The organism is Microbacterium oleivorans (assembly GCF_013389665.1).
Taxonomy (GTDB): Bacteria; Actinomycetota; Actinomycetes; order Actinomycetales; family Microbacteriaceae; genus Microbacterium; species Microbacterium oleivorans_C.
The window spans coordinates 2,543,434-2,560,164 of sequence record NZ_CP058316.1 but is presented as its reverse complement, the minus strand read 5'-3'; the positions used below and the strand labels follow the sequence as shown (position 1 = coordinate 2,560,164).

Sequence of the window (16,731 nt, the reverse complement as noted above, 5' to 3'; positions counted from 1 at the left end):
CCTAGCCTGTGAGCGTGACCCCGCGACCCGCCGAAAACGCACCCGAGCCGCTGCCGCCCCGATACGACTGGGACGGATTCGGGTTCGACACCCGTCAGGTGCACGCCGGGGAACGCGACGAGCCGGGCCACGGCGCGCGCATCACCCCGGTCTACCTGACCGCGGGATACCGGTTCGACTCGTTCGCGCAGGCCGAGGCCCGCTTCACCGGCGCCGACGAGGGCCACCTGTACTCGCGCAACCTCAACCCCACCCACCAGGTCGCCGAGGGACGCATCGCCTCGCTCGAGGGCGGTTCCGGCGCCATCGTGGTGGGCTCGGGTCAGGCGGCGATCACCGCGGTCCTGCTGGGGCTGGCCGGCGCGGGCGAGCGCATCGTGTCGACGGCGAGCATCTACAGCGGCACCCGCATCCTCTTCGACCGCACCTTCGCGCGGCTGGGGGTCGCCAGCGACTACGTGCGCGACTCCCGCGACGAGGCGGAATGGGAACGAACGATCGGACCCGACACCCGGGCGATCTTCGTCGAGACGATCCCCAACCCCAAGAACGACCTCGTCGACGTCGCGGCCGTCGCGCGGATCGCCCGGCGTCACGGCATCCCGCTCGTGGTCGACAACACGGTCGCGACGCCGTATCTCATCCGGCCGCTCGAGCTCGGCGCCGACATCGTCATCCACTCGTCGACGAAGTTCCTCTCCGGACACGGCGCGGCGCTGTCGGGTGCGATCGTCGACGGCGGGCGGTTCGACTGGGCGGGCTCGCCGCGTCCGTTCCCGGGCCTGACCGCGCCGATCGCACCGGGCAAGCCGTCGTTCGTCGAGGCCTACGGCGACCGCGCCCTCGAGGCGTACCTGCGCTTCGGCATCGTCAACGATCTGGGTGCGGCGCTGTCGCCGGTCAACTCCTTCCTGCTCCAGCAGGGTATCGAGACGCTGTCGCTGCGGATGGAGCGCCACCTCGCGAACGCGGCAGCGGTCGCCTCCTGGCTCGACACCCACCCCGCCGTCGAGAGCGTCGACTTCGCGGGCCTGCCCGGCAACCCCTTCCACGACATCTCCCGCGACCGGTTCGGCGGGCATGCCGGCTCGGTCTTCGCCTTCACCGTCCGCGGTGGCCGCGAGGGGGCCGAGGCGTTCTTCGACGCCCTGCAGCTCTTCAGCCGCATGACCAACATCGGCGACGTGCGATCGATGGCGCTGCATCCGGCGACGACCACGCACGTGTCGTTCTCGGCGGCCGAGCGGGAACGCCTCGGCATCGGCGACGGCCTGATCCGCCTGTCGATCGGCATCGAGACCGTCGGCGACCTGATCGCCGACCTGGCGCAGGGCCTGGATGCGGCGACGCGCCGCACCCAGCGCTGAGCGGCGTCACACACGGTCATCGACCGTCTCGGGCGGTCACGGAACATGTCGACGCCCCGCGCGGTTACTAACCTCGTGATCATGTCGCAGCCGAATCTCGACCCCTCCGCCGAGCACCCGTCCCGTCATCTGGGCGACTCGCTGTCCGCCGACGCGTTCAAGACGCTGTTCCGCGGTCACCCCGGCGGCGTCGCCGTGATCACCGCCGACGCCGGTGACGGACCGGTGGCCCTCACCGCGACCTCGGTGTCGTCGGTGAGCGCCGACCCGCCCCTGCTGGTGTTCTCGGTCTCGGCCCAGTCGTCCGCCTCGGCGGTGCTCGCCTCGGCGGAGACCGTCGTCGTGCACCTGCTCGACGCCGAGGATCTCCCCCTCGCCAAGCTCGGCGCCACGAGCGGCGTCGATCGCTTCGCCGACACCGCGAGCTGGTCGCGGCTGACGACGGGAGAGCCCGTCTACCGCGGCGTCCGGGCGTGGGTCCGGTGCGCGGTCGTCTCACGGATGGATGCCGGCGGATCGATCGTCATCGCCGGGCACGCCCTGCAGTCGCACGTCGAGCGCGATGTCGAGCCCGGCGGACACGGCGATGCGCTGGTGTACCACAACCGCACCTGGCACCGGCTCAGCGAGCGCTCCGCGCTCGAGGGCTGACGCGGGCCGACCGCTCAGACGACGCCGATCGCGGCCGCCGGGCTGGCCCCGGTCGCGACCGGGCGCCCGCGGTCGCGCGACCACTGGCTCCACGATCCCGGGAAGACCCGGGCGTTCGGGTACCCCGCCACGGCGAACGCGAGCGCCGTGTGCGCCGAGGCTATCCCGGAGCTGCAGGTGATGACGACCTCCGTGTCGCGGTCCACGCCGACGGCGGCGAGCGCCGCACGGATCTCGGCGGGGCTGCGCAGGAGGCCGTCCGGGGCGATGTGGGTGACCGTGGGCAGGTTGACGGCGCCCGGAATGTGTCCGGCGACCGGGTCGATACCGCCGACCTGGCCGCGGTAGTGCTGCGGCGCCCGCACGTCGAGAAGCACGCCGCGCCGCGGCGCGACGGCGGCGTCGTCGACGTCGGCCAGTCCCCCGACGCCCTCGGGAAGCCCGATGTCCCCCGGGATCGCCGCCCGATCGCTTCGCTCGAGCCGCCGCCCCGAGGCCACCCAGGCGCGGAACCCGCCGTCGAGCACCCGCACGTCGAGTCCGTGGCGACGCAGCAGCCACCACGCGCGGGCGGCGGCGACTCCGTCGTTGTCGTCGTAGGCGACGAGTCGGTCACCGGCGAGCACCCCCCAACGCCGGACCGCGGCCTCGAGACCGGCTCGATCCGGCAGCGGGTGCCGCCCGAGCTCGGGCAGGCCGGGCTGGGCGAGCTCGCGCTCGAGGTCGACGTACACGGCGCCGGGCAGGTGTCCGGAGAGGTAGTCGGGACGCCCTTCGGCGCGGTCGAGCCGCCACCGCACGTCGAGCAGACGCACCGGGGCGCCCGACGAGATCTCGGCGGCGAGGTCGTCGACGCTCACCAGGGGGGACATGCCTTCATGCTCCTCAGCGGCGCGCGCATCGTCGCGTCGGCGCGAAACAGACCGAAACGCGGGAACACACGACGACACACAGTCGCGACCTCCCGTGACCCCCTGTGACGATCGCTTCGTCTGCCGCCGGGGCCGCACCGTACAGTTTCGGCCATGTCCGCACCCGAGACCCCCGCCGCGCCCCTGGCGTTCGCGACGCGTCAGCTGCACGCCGGCGCCCGCGGCTTCGATGCCCACGGCGCTCGCACGACACCGATCTACCTGACCGCGGGCTTCGAGTTCGACGACATCGGCGACGGCGAGTCGCGCTTCGCCGACCCCGACACGGGGTACAGCTACACCCGCGTGGGCAACCCGACCGCGGCCGCGGCCGAGCGGCGCATCGCCGATCTCGAGGGCGGGATCGGCGCGCTCCTGGTCGGCAGCGGCCAGGCGGCCACCTCGACGGCGCTGCTGACGATCCTCGAGGCCGGTGACCACGTCGTGGCCGCGTCGGCGATCTACGAGGGGACGCGCGAGCTGCTGCGCTCCGACCTCGGCCGGCTCGGCATCACCACGGACTTCGTCGACGACCCGCGCGACCCGGCGGCGTGGGAGGCCGCGATCGGACCCCGCACCCGGGCTCTCGTCGCCGAGTCGATCGCCAACCCCCGCGGCGGCGTGCTCGACATCCCCGCGGTGGCCGACATCGCGCACCGCCGCGGCATCCCGCTCGTGATCGACTCCACCCTCGCGACGCCCTACCTGCTGCGGCCGCTCGAACTCGGCGCCGACATCGTCGTGCACTCCGCATCGAAGTTCCTCTCGGGGCACGGTTCGGCCCTCGGCGGCGTCATCGTCGATGCCGGACGCTTCGCCTGGGCCGCCGCGCCGGGCCGCTACCGGCAGATCGCCGGCGAGACCGGGCCCGACGGGCTCACCTTCGTCGAACGCTCCGGCCCGCGGGCGTTCCTGGATGCCGCGCGGCGGGTCGCCATGCGCTTCGGCCCCTCTCCCTCTCCCCTCAACGCGTTCCTGCTGCTGCAGGGCATCGAAACCCTCTCCCTGCGCGTCGAGCGTCAGTCCCAGACGGCCGGAGTGCTCGCGACGTGGCTGGAGAGCCGTCCCGAGGTCTCCGGCGTCGACTACAGCGGTCTGCCCTCCCATCCCGATCACGACCTGGCCGAGCGGCTGCTGCCGCGGGGCCAGGGAGCCCTGTTCTCCTTCACGCTCGCCGGCGGCCGCGCCGCCGCCGAAGCCTTCACCCGCGCGGTCCGGCTGTTCACCCCCATGACCCACCTGGGCGACGTCCGCTCGCTCGTGCTGCATCCGGCCACGACGACGCACGCGCATCGCACCGACGACGATCTCCGCCGTATCGGGGTGGGTCCGGGCCTGCTGCGCCTCTCGGTCGGCCTCGAGGACGCCGCCGACCTCGTCGCCGACCTCGAGCGGGGTCTCCACGCCGCGAGGCGGGTCGCGGGCGTCGCTGTCCGCGAGGCGGTGCCGGCATGAGCCGCGCGCAGCACTTCGGCTGGTTCCTCTCGCGCGGATTCGGCCCGCACGGGTGGGCGCGCCCCTATCAGCGCTGGAACTGGGCCTGGCAGAAGCCCGACCTGTACCAGCATTCGGCTCGCGAGCTCGAACAGGCGGGGTTCGACTTCGTCCTGATCGAGGACGCCCTCTCGATCGGGATCACCCCCGAGACCCTGAACCTGCGCGTGCGCAAGGCGTACGGCGGTCCCAAGCACGATCCGTGGGCGCTCGCTCCCTACCTCTTCGCCGCCACGCAGCACCTCGGCGTCATCCCCACCGTGAACCCGGCGGCGTGGCCTCCCTACCTCGCGGCCCGTCAGTTCGCCTCACTGCAGCACCTGAGCGGAAGCCGCCTCGGACTCAACGTCGTCACCGACGTGGGATCGGCGCATCACTTCGGCACCGAGCGCCTCGACCACGACGCCGCGTACGACCGTGCGCAGGAATGGCTCGACGCGCTGCGTCTGCTCTGGCACAGCTGGGACGACGACGCTCTCATCGCCGACCCCGATACGCAGATCTACGCCGACGGCTCGAAGATCCACGCCGTCCGGCATCGCGGCGAGTACTTCTCGTTCGACGGTCCGCTCAACGCCGAGCCGCTCCCCGCGGGCGACCCGATCGTCGCATCCCCCGGCGGCTCGCCGCGGGGCATCGGCTTCGCCGGTGCGAACTCCGAGATCCAGCTCGCCCTGTCGAACCTCGATCCGGCGAGCATCCGCGCCTACCGTGCGCGAGTGCGCGAGGCCGCCCTCGCCGCGGGCCGCGACGCGGACGCGATCAAGACCTTCTTCGTGTTCAAGCCGATCGTCACCGCCTCGATCGAAGAGGCCGACCGCATCGTCGAGGCCTCGCGGCACCCCGACGAGGCTGCGCTGCGCGAGGTCGCCGAGGCCTGGTCGAGCGACCTCGAGACCGACCTCACCTCGCTCGACCTCGACCGCCCGCTCGACCCCGCGATCTTCGGCGACCACGTCTCGAAGGGAACGATCAGAGGATTGCTCGGTCGCTTCGGCGACTTCTCCGAGGCGCCGCTGCGCGACATCCTCGCGGGCAAGTCGCGGCTGGGACGCGTGACCGACGGCGCCGGCGGCACGGTCGGCACCGCCGAGGAGATCGCCGACGTCATCCAGGCCCTCGGCGACGATGCCGACAACGACGGCCTCATCTTCTCGGGCGACCTGCACCCGGTCACCCTGCACCGCGCACTCGACGAGCTGGTGCCGGTGCTGCGCCGACGCGGCATCCTCCGCACCGAGCACACCGGCCAGGGCCTGCGCGCAGACCTCGACGCCTTCTGACCCCGGACCCCCGGCCCCGACCGCGGGTCAGGCGTGGGGGTGGGTGCGCTCGAGCTTCGCCCCCTCGACGTCGACATCGGGCAGGATGCGGTCGAGCCAGCGGGGCAGCCACCAGGCGCCGCGGCCGATGATATGCATGAGCGCGGGCATGAGCAGCATGCGCACCACGAGCGCATCGACGAGGATGCCGAAGGCCAGGCCGAAGCCCATCGATCGGATGATCGTCGCCTCGGCGAAGATGAAGCCGCCGAACACCGACACCATGATCAACGCCGCGGCGATGACGACCGACCGGCCCGCGCGGAAGCCCTGCATGACCGCCAGCCGCGCCTCCGACCCGTGGACGAACGCCTCGCGCATGCCCGAGGCGAGGAAGAGCTGGTAGTCCATCGCGAGCCCGAAGAGGATGCCGACGAGGATGACGGGCAGGAAGTTGAGGATCGGGCCCGTGGTGTGCAGGCCGATCAGCTCGGCGCCCCATCCCCACTGGAAGACCGCGACGACCGCGCCGTAGGTCGCGAACAGCGAGAGGATGAAACCACCGGTCGCGATGAGGGGCACCACGAGCGAGCGGAACACCACGATCATGATGAGCAGCGAGAGCCCCACGACCACCGCGAGGTAGACGGGCAGGATGCCCACCAGACCCTCGGAGATGTCGATGTTGATCGCGGCCTGACCCGCCACTCCGAGCGCATACTCGCCCTCCACGGGTGGCAGGGTGCGCAGGTCGCGCACCAGGTCCTCGGTCTCGACGCTGCTCGGCCCCGCGGTGGGGATCATCTGGAACGCCGCGACGGTACCGCTGTCGGATACGGCGATCGGCGCGACGGCGGCCACGTGATCGCGCCCCGCGATCGTCTCGGCCACCGCCACCTGGGCGCGGAGCTGCTCGGTGTCGTCCAGTCCGCCGGGCAGACTCGCGGTCACGAGCAGCGGCGAGTTGGCTCCGGCGCCGAACGCGTCGTCGGTGAGCTCGAAGGCCAGCTGACCGTACGAGCCCTCGGGCTCGGACGCGCCGTCGGGCAGCCCGACGCGCATCGAGAGCGCGGGCACGGCCAGCACCAGGAGGAGCCCCACCGAGACCACCGCGGTCGTGATCGCACGCCAGGTCGGCATGGCCCGCGTCGGCGTCGCGACCGCGTCGGGCGCGCCGATGCGGGCACGGGCACGGCGACCGAGGACGCGCGTCCCGAGCAGGCCGAGCAGAGCCGGCAGAAGGGTGATCGCGATGAGAACGGCGATCGCGACGCACACCGCGCCGGCCGTGCCCATCAGCCCGAGGAACGGGATGCCGGTGATGTTGAGGGCCAGCAGGGCGACGACGACCGTGGACCCGGCGAAGACGACCGCGTTGCCGGCGGTGCCGCCGGCCAGCCCGATCGACTCGTGCAGCTCGACGCCGCGCAGCAGCTGCTTGCGGTGGCGGTTGAGCACGAACAGGGCGTAGTCGATCCCGACCGCGAGCCCGAGCATGACCCCGAGCACGGGCGTCACCGATGCCATCTGGACGACACCCGACAGCGAGAGGACGCCCAGCACACCGGCGCCGACGCCGACCATGGCCGTCAGCAGGGGCAGGGCCGCGGCGATGACGCTGCCCAGCATCACCAGCAGCACGATCGCGGCGACCGCGACACCGACCGCCTCGCCGATGCCGAGGATCTTGGGCACGCCCTGCGAGATCTCCGTCGAGAACCCCACCTCGACACCCGCGATCGGCTTCTCGGTGAAGTGCGCGACGACCGCCTGCTTCGATTCCTCCGCGAGCTCGAGGCGCGCGACGGTGAATCCGACGTTGACGGTCGCCGTGGCGCCGTCGGCCGAGACGAGGGCGATGCCGTCGGCGAGCTCCAGCAGCCGTGCGCCGAGCTGAGCCGTCTCGGCCCGGGCCTCGAGCTCGGTGCGGCCGGCGTCGAGGGTCTGCTGTTCCTCGGCCAGCTGCGCACGGGCGGCGTCGAGGGCGGTCTGCTGCGCCTCGAGCGGGGCGAGCTGCGCGACCGGCGCTCCCGCTGCCTCGGCCTGTGCGCGGGCGGCGTCGAGCTGGCTCTGGCCGGACTCGAGCTGAGCCGTGCCCGCGTCGAGCTGCGCCTGGCCGGCGTCGAGCTGCGCGCGAGCGTCGTCGAGCTGGGCACGGCCGTCGGCGAGCTGCTGCGCCTGCGCCTGGCGCTGCGCCTCGGCGGCGAACGGGTCGGTGACCGTCGCGACGTCGGGCAGGTCGGTGGCCGACGCGACGAGGTCCGAGATCGCAGCACGCTGGTCGTCGGTGAGCGGACCGTCCTCGGCGTGGAAGACGACCGTGCCGGCCGCCCCGGCGAAGTCGGGCAGCTCATCGGCCAGCTGATCGGTGACCTTCGACGATGCCGTCCCGGGGATGTCGAAGCTCGACGACAGCCCGCCGAAGCCCAGGGCGAACGCGCCCCCCGCGATGCCGAGGACGGCCACCCACGCGACGATGACGAGCCACGCGCGTCGCGCCGCTCCCTTGCTCAGGCGGTACAGCAGCTCGGCCAACGGCGTTCTCCTTCGGGGTGAGAGCGCGCCTTGACGAGACGCGGCGTCTCGTCAAGTTTAACCCGGCACCAGGGTGCGGACGAGCGAGCGGATGCTGTCCGGTGTCGGACTCGACCCCATCAGCGCCTGCAGCACGATCCAGCCCGCGATCGCGTCGCCGACGTCGTCCGCCGGGAGCCCCGCGTCGCCGTGCGCCACGACCCGCGCCCGCACCCCGCCGTCGGCGCTCAGCTGATCGCGCAGCAGGGCCCCGATCGCGGGGTCCTCGGTCGCCGCGGCGAGCAGCGAGCGCAGAAGCACGCGCCCCTCGGGAGCGTCGAGGATGCCCGACACCCGCTGCATCCACTCGGCCAGGTCGTGACGGAGATCGCCGGTGTCGCGCACCGACAGCTGGTGGCGGAAGATCAAGCCCTCCAGCAGAGCCTCCGACAGGATGGCCGCCCGTGAGGACCACCAGCGGTAGATCGTCTGCTTGCCCACACCCGCGCGCCGCGCGATCGCCTCGATCGTGAGGTTCTCGTACCCGCGCTCGGCCAGGAGCTCGGCGGCGGCGCCGAGTACGGCCAGTCGGGCCTGCTCGCTGCGCCGCGGCCCCGCGCGGTGCTCGTCCATCCCTTTACCGTAGCCAGCCTCCCGGTACCGTGGTGCCCATGCTCGGCGTCCTGGTGATCGAACGCTTCGATCTCATGCGCCGCGGTATCGCCGACACGATCGACGCCGCCGTCGGCATGCGCGTGGTCGCCGAAGCTTCCACGGTGCGCCAGGCTCTCACCCGCGCGGCGGTGACAGGCCCGGACGTCGCCATCATCGACGCGCACCTCGCCGTCGGCGACGGCGCTGCGGCGTGCGCGGCGTTGCGGGCGACCAGGCCCGGTGTGCGATGCCTCGTCCTCGCCGACACCGACGAGGACGAGGCGCGCGCCGCGAGCGCCGCAGCGGGTGCGGACGGATTCCTCGTCAAGCACGTCCGCGCGCACGAGTTGGTCGATGCGGTGCGCCACGTCGCCGCCGGCCATCCGCTCAGCGCGACGCTGCGGCCTCACTCCCCCCTGTCCGCGACATCCGAGCCGGACCCGACGTCCACGCTCACCCGGCGCCAGCGCGCTGTGCTCGAGCTCCTCGCCGAGGGGATGTCGAATCGCGAGATCGCCGAGCGTCTGGGCCTCGCCGAGAAGACCGTCAAGAACCACGTGACGGCGATCCTCCGCACCCTCGGGGCCGAGCGACGGACACAGGCCGCGCTGATCGCCCGGCACTCCCCCGTCCATCGGCGCCCATGACGAAGACGCGGACCCCGGAGGATCCGCGTCTTCGTGGGGTCGGCTCGATGTCAGACGAGCCACCGGAAGCGCTGCACGAGAGGCAGGTGCTTCCATGCGGCGCCGAGGCCCCAGGTGTCGCCGGCGTGGAGCGCGGCGATCACGATCAGCGCGAGCGCGTAGACGATGTGGTAGTCGACGAGGGGGTTGGTGGATGCCGCGCCCCAGGCGAACGGCCACTCGGCGAGGTACATCAGCAGCATGACGACGCTGCCTGCGACGGCGGCGACGCGCAGGCCGACACCCGACATCACCGCGAGACCGATCGCGAGCATGCCGCCCATGAACAGCACGTCGGCGATCGGGCTCGCCATCGACTGGAACCACGGCTGCAGCGGGCCGGTGACGGCGGGGCTGTTCAGGAAGCCCTGCGCCGGGATTCCGCCGTTGATCCACGCCCGCTCGAACGGCGTCGAGAACCCGAGGCCGAGCAGCTTGTCGAGGAACGCCCAGAGGAAGATGAAGCCGGTCGCGTAGCGCAGGCCCGCGAGGGCGCGGCGCCCCACCGCCGAGGTCACGACGTCTTCCTGCCGGGCGATCGCCTGGGTGCGGGTCCGAGCCTCCGTGCGGGGGATGGCTGCGTGGACCGCGTGCGTGGTCATTTCTGTCTCCTTGCCGCTCATCACCCGTCGGGTGGGAGCTTCTCGTGTGTGGTCTGACCACATAACTATCTCGCACATCGACGGGGGTTGACCGGGACGAAAGTCCCGATTACCCCACTGCAGCGAAGACCGGGTCCGTCGATATCACCGCAGCCGCACGAGGGCAATCCCGCTGGTCGCGCTCGTTGGCCGACCGTAGGGTCCACCGCAGGAGGAAGCATGACCGACATCGAAGAACTCGCCCGCCGCGCACAGGACACGGGGACCGTCGTCGCCGTCGCCGAATCACTCACCTCCGGCAACCTCGCCGTAGCGATCGGAGTCGCCGAGGGCGCCAGCGAGTGGTTCGCCGGGGGCGTCGTGGCTTATGGGACCGCCACGAAACACCGCGTCCTCGGCCTTCGCGAGGGCGTCGACCCGTGCTCGGCGGAGTGCGCGGAGCAGCTGGCGGCCGGCGTGCGGGAGCTCGTCGGGCCGATCTCGCCATGTCCGTCACGACCTGCTGCTGAGTCGGATGCCGCGGCGCTGACGGCGCGGCATCCCGTCAGCTCGTCGACAATGGCGGCCGGTGCGCGATGGGCACGGGCTTCGTCGACATCGGCGACGTCACCTGCCGCGCTGCGGCGTACCGCTGCGTGACAGCCCGTTCCGCGACCTCGAGCGACGCGAACGTCTCGGTCCCCGCGGTGCCGCAGAGCCAGACGATCTCGAACACCCCGTCATTGCGGCGCTCCACGTAGGCGATCACGGCGTCGGCGTCGGAGGCGGGACGGGAAGGGTCGCAGACCCTCCAGGCATCCTCGGCGATCTCATCCCAACGCAATCCCGTGTGGTGCATGATTCGACGATGCAGGCCGCTCCCCCGCAGTCACAGGGCCTTGACAGGCGGAGACCGGGGTGTTCCAGCCGCACGCGGAAGTCAGCGCGTCGTGACGGCCGCCGCCCGGATCCGCTCGAGCGTGCGCAGCGTGGCCGCCGTGCGCGCCTGATCCACCGCTGCCGCATCCGCTGCGACGGATCCCCCGAGCGCGACGAGGTCGACGAAACGCGCCACCTCGCCGTCGAGGGTGTCCACCGGCCCCGGGACGACCGTCTCGGTCGTCGCGGCCCCGTCGATGCGGGTGAGCAGGCGCGGGCTGGCGAGGTGGTCGATGACGAGCGTCGCCGCCTCGCCTTGGATCTCACTCGGCCGCGTGGAGGTGGTGATCTTCGAGTAGGCGACATCGACCACGAGCCCGGAGTAGGTCAGCAGCGCGACGCCGGCCCCGTCGACGCCCGTGACGATCGGCACCGACGATGCCTCGACGCGCGTGGGCTCGCCGAAGAGCAGGATCGCGGCGTGGACGCCGTAGACGCCGAGATCGGCGAGCGCGCCTCCGCCCATGGCGGGATCGAAGATGTTGGGGACGTCGCCGGCGAGCACCGCGTCGTAGCGCGACGACCGCTTGGAGTAGTGGAACGAGGCACGCCGCACCGGGCCGAGCGAGGCGACGGCCTCGCTCACCGCGGCCATGCCCGGGTCGTAGGCCGTCCGCATCGCCTCGACGACGACCACCCCGGCCGCCCGCGCGCGCACGACCAGGCCGTCCCACTCCTCCGCCGTGCCGACGGCGGGCTTCTCGACGAGCACGTGCTTGCCGGCGTCGATGGCCGCGGCGACCTGACCGCCGTGGGCGGAGTTGGGTGATCCGATGTACACGGCGTCGATGTCGCCCGCCGCGAGAACCGCGTCGAGGCCGCCGTAGGCACCGGCCACTCCGAGCCGGTCGGCGAAGGCGCGGGCCTTGGCCTCATCGCGCGACGACACGGCCGCCACCTCGATGCCGGGGGTGCGCGAGACCGCCCCGATGAAGGCGTCGGTGATGACGCTCGTGCCGACGGTCGCTACGCGGATCATGCCTCCAGCCTACGGAGGCGCGGGGTCAATGCCGTCGCGTCGAACGCAGGGTCTGCACGGCGTCCTCGAAGCGCAGCGTCTGTCGCAGCTCCACGCTCGCCGAATACCACGGACCTCCCAGCGCGACGTACACCGCGCCGACCACGTCGATGTAGCCGAGGACGACCTGACCTTCGCGCACCTCGTACCGGTCGACGTCCACGAGCTCCCAGCACACGGCCGCGTCCGTGCGCGCCGGTTCCGGGCGCCGGGTGGGGAGCTGGCGAAGAGCGTCGGAGGTGGCCAACCGGAGGGCGCTCGGCTTGCGGGCGATCGGTGACATGTCCAGGACCATGACGACTCCGTTCTCGTCATCCGAGTGTGGACCCGGACCGACCGATCACCGAGCCACTTGACACGCGAGCTCGGCCCCGTTAGTCACCGCTCCAGCTGACTAGTTCGGCTAACTAACCGGAATTAGTTAGCCACGACCCCGCGCGTACCCTCTCGTTCGTGGGTTCACTCGTTTACGGAAGCCAGGGACGGACGTTCGACGTCGAAGACCGTCTGCTGGCGCATCTCCGCGTCGTCTTCATGAACAAACTGCGCCGCAACGAGCCCTTCATGTTCCACCGCTCGATCGACAACGGACTGTTCAGCGTGTGGGTGCACCCGGCTGTGCCCATCGTGTTCCTCTTCAGCGGCAGTCGGCCCCCGACCATCAACCGCCACTGGGTCGAGGCGCTCATGATCGAGGCCGGCGGAGCCAACGGGCTGCGCGTCGTGCCGGAGCCGCCCTCGACCGAGGGCTGAGCCTCAGCGGCACTCCTCGTCGACCGCGTCGGCGATCGCGTCGAGCATGGCCGTCAGCTTCGCCGAGGTGTCGTCGTCGAGCGCACGCGCCATATCGCGTACGCGCCGCGTGAGGGGATCGACGCCCTCGACGTCGGAGTTCCGATCCGTCGGGACGACGTACTTGCTGCGCCCGTCGTCGGGGTTGCGCTCGAATGCGACGAGCCCGCCGTCGTGGAGTCGCTTGAGCATCGTGGTGGCGGTGGGCGTCGAGACGCCGAGGGTGGCAGCGATGTCGGTCGGCGTGACGCGCTTCCCGGCATCCGCGCTGTCGTACACGATGCGCATGGCCGCCCGCGCCGTCTCACTCGGACCGCAGTCGCTCTGCCGGCGCCGGGCCAGACTCGCCTCGGCGAGACGCAGCCTCTCCACGGCACGAGCGACGGACTCGGGCTCGGACGGATCGGACACGGTGGAACCTCCCGTAGACGGCATGATCCGTCCACTGTAGAAGCCCGCCCCGCGCACGTCGGCGCACTTGACTCGGCTACCCGCCCGCCCTAGGGGCGGGGTGAGAGGTCGGGTCGGGCGCGCACGGCGAACTCGTGCCGCAGGGCGCTCAGCGCGGCCCACCAACCGCCGAGGCCGTGGACGCCCGGTCCCGGGCTCGTCGAAGCCGAGCACAGGTAGACCCCTGGCATGGGCGTCCGCCAGGGGTCGCGGGCGAGCACCGGACGGGCGATCAGCTGATCGAGCGAGGGCACCCCGGCCGAGATGTCGCCGCCGGGATAGTTGAGATTCCGGCCGGCGACCTGCTGGGCCGTCTCGGTGTGGGTGGCGATGATCGTGTCGCGGAAGCCCGGGGCGAACCGTTCGATCTGGCGGACGATGGCCTCGGTGCGGTCGGCCGTGCTGTCGGCGGGGACGTGCGTGTACGCCCACAGCGTGTGGTGCCCGGCGGGGGCGCGGGTGCCGTCGAACAGCGAGGGCTGCGCGACCAGCGCATACGGCGACTCGGGAAGGCGCCCCGCCCTCACCGCGTTCTCGGAGACGGCGATCTCCGCCCGGGTGCCGCCCACGTGTACGGTGCCACTGGCGGCGACGGCCGGATCGCGCCAGGGCACCGGGGCCGAGAGGGCGAAGTCGACCTTGGCGACCGCCCCGCCGTAGCGGAAGCGTTCGAGGCGGCGCCGGTACCGCAGCGGCATTCGTTCCCCGCTCATCTGGATGAGCGCGCGGGGCGTCACGTCGAGGAGGACGGCCCGCGAGGACGGCAGCTCGTCGAGCGAGCGGACGCGATGCCCCGAGAACAGCTCACCGCCGTGAGCGCGGATGTCGTCGACCATGGCCGCGACGATCGCCCCGCTGCCGCCCACCGGGATCGGCCAGCCCTGTGCGTGGCCATAGGTGGCCAGCGTCAGGCCGCCGCCGGCCGCGGCCAGACTCGGGAGCCCGAGGATCGTGTGCGCGGCCACGCCTGTCACGAGCGCGGGCGCCGCCTCCTCGCGGAAGCGCAGCCGCCACGCCGGCGTGCCCTGCTCGAGGGTGCGCGCCCCGAACCATCCCACCGCGACCGGGTCCCCCGGCATCCTCAGCAGCGAGCCGCCGGTGAAATCGGCGACACCGCGTACCCGGTCGACGAGGGGGCGCATGAGACGGGCGTAGGCGCGACCGTCGCGGCCCAGTCCCTCGGCGGTGCGATCGAGGTCGCGATGGGCCAGGGCCGCCCCGTCGTCGAGGGGGTGCGCGTACGACACATCGGGTACGACGAAGTCCACCCGTCGCCGCAGACCGAACTCGCGGAAGAATCCGGACTCGAACGCGAGCGGATGAACCGCCGAGCAGAGATCATGGAGGTACCCGGGCCGGGTGATCTCCCCCGTCGCCGCTCCGCCGCCGAAATGGTCCTCGGCCTCGAACACCGCCACCGCCAGTCCCGCACGGGCGAGCGTGACGGCGGCGGCGAGCCCGTTGGGGCCGGAGCCGACGATGACCGCGTCGTAGTCGTCTCTCACCGACCGGCGCCGCCCTCGGCGAGATGGGCGAGACGCCGCAGGGTCTCGGCGTTGCGCCACGACAGGGGCACGTCGAGCAGGGGCTGCGGGATGAAGGACCCCGGACCCTCCGCCGCGAACTCCTGCAGGCGGACGACGCATCCGTCCTCACGCGCCTTCACGTCGAGCGTGATGCGGGCCTCTCCGATCGGCCAGCCGCGCGCCTGCATCACCATGCGGTGCGGCGGGTCGAACTCGAGCACCGAGGTGCTGTCGTCGATCAGGAACGGCCAGACGCCGAAGGAGTGGTGCAGCCGTGAGCCCACCGTCGGCCAGGATGCCGCGACCTCGCGCATCCGTGAGGCCCCCACGACCCACGCCGGGAACAACCAGCCGTCGTTGACCACGGCGAAGACGTCCTCGGGGGCGCACCGCATGACCCGTACGTTACGCGCCATGGTCGCCGCTCCGCTCGACGGCGTTCACGGCTGGAGCACCACCTTGATGCAGCCGTCCTGCTTCTTCTGGAACATCTCGTACAGCGCCGGCGCGTCGGCCAGCGGCGCACGATGGGTGGTGAGATCCATCACGCCCAGCGGGTCGGCGGGATCCTCGACGAGGGGCAGCAGGTCGTCGATCCAGCGCTTGACGTTGCACTGTCCCATGCGCAGGCTCACCTGCTTGTCGAACATCGTCTTCATCGGGAGCGCGTCGGCCTCGCCCGCGTACACGCCGCTGAGCGAGACGGTGCCGCCACGGCGGACGACGTCGATCGATGCGTGCAGTGCGGCGAGCCGGTCGAGCCCCGCGGTCTCCATCACCTTCTGGGCGAGCGCATCGGGCAGCAGCCCCATCGCCTTGTGCACGGCAGAGACGCCCGGGTTGCCGTGGGCCTCCATGCCGACCGCGTCGACGACGGCATCCGCTCCGCGTCCATCCGTCAGGTCGCGCAGTTCATCCACGACCGAGTCGGTGAGGTCGAACACATCGGCCCCGTGCCGCTCGGCCATCGCCCGACGCTCCGGGACCGGGTCGACGGCGAGGACGCGATAGCCGCGGTGGACACCGACCCGTGCGACGAACTGCCCCACGGGGCCGAGCCCCATGACGGCGAGGGTGCCGCCTTCGGGGACGTCGGCGTACTCCACCCCCTGCCAGGCGGTGGGGAGGATGTCGCTGAGGAACAGGTATCGGTCGTCGGGGAGGTCGGAGCCCACCCGGATGTGGTTGTAGTCGGCCAGCGGCACGCGCAGGTACTCGGCCTGACCGCCCGGAACCTGCCCGTACAGCTTGGTGTAGCCGAACAGCGAGGCGCCGCTGCCGTACTCGGTGACCTGGGTCGTCTCGCACTGCGACTGCAGTCCGCGCCGGCACATGAAGCAGTGCCCGCATGAGATGTTGAACGGCACGACGACGCGATCGCCGACCGCCAGGTCGGTCACGGCCGACCCCACCTCGACGACGACGCCCATGGGCTCGTGCCCGAGCACGTCGCCGCTGTCGATGAACGGCCCGAAGATCTCGTACAGATGCAGGTCGGACCCGCAGATGGCGGTCGAGGTGATCTTGACGATCGCATCGGTCGGTTCGAGGATCTCGGGATCGGGCACGGTGTCCACCGAGACGTTCCGCCGCCCCTGCCAGGTGAGCGCCTTCACCGCGCCATCTCCGCGTCGCCGTCGGCCTCGGGGGTGCCGGGCCCGGGTCCGGGCCGCACGGCCGCGGTGTCGGCGATGTCGATGCGCGTGATCCCGTCGTGCTCGCTGGTCTCGATGCGAGGGGCGGCGTCGGCCTCGGTCGAGCCGCCGGCGCGCAGCAGTTCCTCGCGTCGCTTGTCTTCGTCGGTCTGGAGTTCGGATGAGTCGGACATAGGGCGACCGTAGGCACGCTCGCCCCGCGAGGGCGAGGGGATGGCGACGACCGCGCAT

At 71.9% G+C, this 16,731-nt stretch carries 18 protein-coding genes; 7 read left to right on the top strand and 11 right to left on the bottom strand.

What is annotated here, in order from left to right; genetic code table 11:
- The first annotated feature begins 50 nt into the window (after nucleotides 1–50).
- On the top strand, nucleotides 51–1,367 hold the full coding sequence (locus HW566_RS12120; protein ID WP_178014922.1) for an O-acetylhomoserine aminocarboxypropyltransferase/cysteine synthase family protein: 1,317 nt from the start codon (nucleotides 51–53) through the stop codon (nucleotides 1,365–1,367).
- Nucleotides 1,368–1,448: 81 nt separating this feature from the next.
- The gene (locus HW566_RS12115) at nucleotides 1,449–2,018 is read left to right on the top strand and encodes a flavin reductase family protein (RefSeq protein ID WP_178013212.1); all 570 of its coding nucleotides are present in this window, start codon (nucleotides 1,449–1,451) and stop codon (nucleotides 2,016–2,018) included.
- Between the two features lie 14 nt (nucleotides 2,019–2,032).
- Here the strand turns inward: HW566_RS12115 and HW566_RS12110 are convergent, their stop codons facing one another.
- Nucleotides 2,033–2,890 carry a sulfurtransferase gene (locus HW566_RS12110; protein ID WP_178013210.1) on the bottom strand — a complete coding sequence of 286 codons (858 nt, stop codon included), beginning with the start codon at nucleotides 2,888–2,890 and terminating at the stop codon, nucleotides 2,033–2,035.
- 153 nt (nucleotides 2,891–3,043) lie between these two features.
- Here HW566_RS12110 and HW566_RS12105 point away from each other — a divergent pair, with 153 nt between their 5' ends.
- A complete protein-coding gene (locus HW566_RS12105) occupies nucleotides 3,044–4,384 on the top strand; it encodes an O-acetylhomoserine aminocarboxypropyltransferase/cysteine synthase family protein (RefSeq protein ID WP_178013208.1) in 1,341 nt (446 codons plus the stop codon).
- Entirely contained in the window at nucleotides 4,381–5,706 is a 1,326-nt protein-coding gene (locus tag HW566_RS12100; protein ID WP_178013206.1) for an NtaA/DmoA family FMN-dependent monooxygenase, read from the top strand. The genes HW566_RS12105 and HW566_RS12100 overlap by 4 nt, the downstream gene beginning before the upstream one ends.
- Nucleotides 5,707–5,733: 27 nt before the next feature.
- On the opposite strand, the gene HW566_RS12095 is transcribed toward HW566_RS12100, so the two are convergent.
- On the bottom strand, nucleotides 5,734–8,220 hold the full coding sequence (locus tag HW566_RS12095; RefSeq protein ID WP_178013204.1) for an MMPL family transporter: 2,487 nt from the start codon (nucleotides 8,218–8,220) through the stop codon (nucleotides 5,734–5,736).
- Between the two features lie 57 nt (nucleotides 8,221–8,277).
- Nucleotides 8,278–8,832 (bottom strand): TetR/AcrR family transcriptional regulator, encoded by a 555-nt coding sequence (locus HW566_RS12090; RefSeq protein WP_178013202.1) that lies wholly within the window; start codon nucleotides 8,830–8,832, stop codon nucleotides 8,278–8,280.
- Between the two features lie 38 nt (nucleotides 8,833–8,870).
- Between HW566_RS12090 and HW566_RS12085 the strand changes: the two genes are divergently transcribed.
- Nucleotides 8,871–9,500 (top strand): LuxR C-terminal-related transcriptional regulator, encoded by a 630-nt coding sequence (locus HW566_RS12085; RefSeq protein ID WP_178013200.1) that lies wholly within the window; start codon nucleotides 8,871–8,873, stop codon nucleotides 9,498–9,500.
- A 50-nt stretch (nucleotides 9,501–9,550) separates the two neighbouring features.
- Here the strand turns inward: HW566_RS12085 and HW566_RS12080 are convergent, their stop codons facing one another.
- A complete protein-coding gene (locus tag HW566_RS12080) occupies nucleotides 9,551–10,141 on the bottom strand; it encodes a DoxX family protein (protein WP_218621628.1) in 591 nt (196 codons plus the stop codon).
- Between the two features lie 219 nt (nucleotides 10,142–10,360).
- On the opposite strand from HW566_RS12080, the gene HW566_RS12075 reads away from it, so the two are divergent.
- Entirely contained in the window at nucleotides 10,361–10,780 is a 420-nt protein-coding gene (locus HW566_RS12075; RefSeq protein WP_178013196.1) for a CinA family protein, read from the top strand.
- A 280-nt stretch (nucleotides 10,781–11,060) separates the two neighbouring features.
- Here the strand turns inward: HW566_RS12075 and HW566_RS12070 are convergent, their stop codons facing one another.
- Nucleotides 11,061–12,038, bottom strand: coding sequence for a Gfo/Idh/MocA family protein (locus HW566_RS12070; RefSeq protein ID WP_178013194.1), 978 nt, complete (start codon nucleotides 12,036–12,038; stop codon nucleotides 11,061–11,063).
- A gap of 25 nt (nucleotides 12,039–12,063) precedes the next feature.
- On the bottom strand, nucleotides 12,064–12,360 hold the full coding sequence (locus HW566_RS12065; RefSeq protein ID WP_178013192.1) for a hypothetical protein: 297 nt from the start codon (nucleotides 12,358–12,360) through the stop codon (nucleotides 12,064–12,066).
- A gap of 170 nt (nucleotides 12,361–12,530) precedes the next feature.
- On the opposite strand from HW566_RS12065, the gene HW566_RS12060 reads away from it, so the two are divergent.
- On the top strand, nucleotides 12,531–12,830 hold the full coding sequence (locus HW566_RS12060; protein ID WP_178013191.1) for a DUF7882 family protein: 300 nt from the start codon (nucleotides 12,531–12,533) through the stop codon (nucleotides 12,828–12,830).
- Nucleotides 12,831–12,833: 3 nt separating this feature from the next.
- Here HW566_RS12060 and HW566_RS12055 read toward each other — a convergent pair whose 3' ends face one another.
- From HW566_RS12055 to HW566_RS12035, 5 genes are all read right to left on the bottom strand, one after another.
- The gene (locus tag HW566_RS12055; RefSeq protein ID WP_178013189.1) at nucleotides 12,834–13,280 is read right to left on the bottom strand and encodes a MarR family winged helix-turn-helix transcriptional regulator; all 447 of its coding nucleotides are present in this window, start codon (nucleotides 13,278–13,280) and stop codon (nucleotides 12,834–12,836) included.
- 89 nt (nucleotides 13,281–13,369) lie between these two features.
- The gene (locus HW566_RS12050; RefSeq protein WP_178013188.1) at nucleotides 13,370–14,824 is read right to left on the bottom strand and encodes a phytoene desaturase family protein; all 1,455 of its coding nucleotides are present in this window, start codon (nucleotides 14,822–14,824) and stop codon (nucleotides 13,370–13,372) included.
- Nucleotides 14,821–15,261: an SRPBCC family protein gene (locus HW566_RS12045; RefSeq protein WP_178013186.1), complete on the bottom strand. Its 441-nt coding sequence runs from the start codon at nucleotides 15,259–15,261 to the stop codon at nucleotides 14,821–14,823. The genes HW566_RS12050 and HW566_RS12045 overlap by 4 nt, the downstream gene beginning before the upstream one ends.
- 24 nt (nucleotides 15,262–15,285) lie before the next feature.
- On the bottom strand, nucleotides 15,286–16,461 hold the full coding sequence (locus HW566_RS12040; RefSeq protein ID WP_178013184.1) for a zinc-dependent alcohol dehydrogenase: 1,176 nt from the start codon (nucleotides 16,459–16,461) through the stop codon (nucleotides 15,286–15,288).
- Entirely contained in the window at nucleotides 16,458–16,673 is a 216-nt protein-coding gene (locus tag HW566_RS12035; protein ID WP_178013182.1) for a multidrug transporter, read from the bottom strand. Before HW566_RS12035 ends, HW566_RS12040 begins: the two co-directional genes overlap by 4 nt.
- Nucleotides 16,674–16,731: the final 58 nt, after the last annotated feature.

Coding starts and splice junctions, on each gene's coding strand:
- HW566_RS12115 (WP_178013212.1), top strand. CDS start 1,449: ATGTCGCAGCCGAATCTCGACCCCTCCGCCGAGCACCCGTCCCGTCAT.
- HW566_RS12045 (WP_178013186.1), bottom strand. CDS start 15,261: ATGGCGCGTAACGTACGGGTCATGCGGTGCGCCCCCGAGGACGTCTTC.
- HW566_RS12075 (WP_178013196.1), top strand. CDS start 10,361: ATGACCGACATCGAAGAACTCGCCCGCCGCGCACAGGACACGGGGACC.
- HW566_RS12070 (WP_178013194.1), bottom strand. CDS start 12,038: ATGATCCGCGTAGCGACCGTCGGCACGAGCGTCATCACCGACGCCTTC.
- HW566_RS12100 (WP_178013206.1), top strand. CDS start 4,381: ATGAGCCGCGCGCAGCACTTCGGCTGGTTCCTCTCGCGCGGATTCGGC.
- HW566_RS12065 (WP_178013192.1), bottom strand. CDS start 12,360: ATGTCACCGATCGCCCGCAAGCCGAGCGCCCTCCGGTTGGCCACCTCC.
- HW566_RS12105 (WP_178013208.1), top strand. CDS start 3,044: ATGTCCGCACCCGAGACCCCCGCCGCGCCCCTGGCGTTCGCGACGCGT.
- HW566_RS12085 (WP_178013200.1), top strand. CDS start 8,871: ATGCTCGGCGTCCTGGTGATCGAACGCTTCGATCTCATGCGCCGCGGT.
- HW566_RS12110 (WP_178013210.1), bottom strand. CDS start 2,890: ATGTCCCCCCTGGTGAGCGTCGACGACCTCGCCGCCGAGATCTCGTCG.
- HW566_RS12035 (WP_178013182.1), bottom strand. CDS start 16,673: ATGTCCGACTCATCCGAACTCCAGACCGACGAAGACAAGCGACGCGAG.
- HW566_RS12090 (WP_178013202.1), bottom strand. CDS start 8,832: ATGGACGAGCACCGCGCGGGGCCGCGGCGCAGCGAGCAGGCCCGACTG.
- HW566_RS12080 (WP_218621628.1), bottom strand. CDS start 10,141: ATGACCACGCACGCGGTCCACGCAGCCATCCCCCGCACGGAGGCTCGG.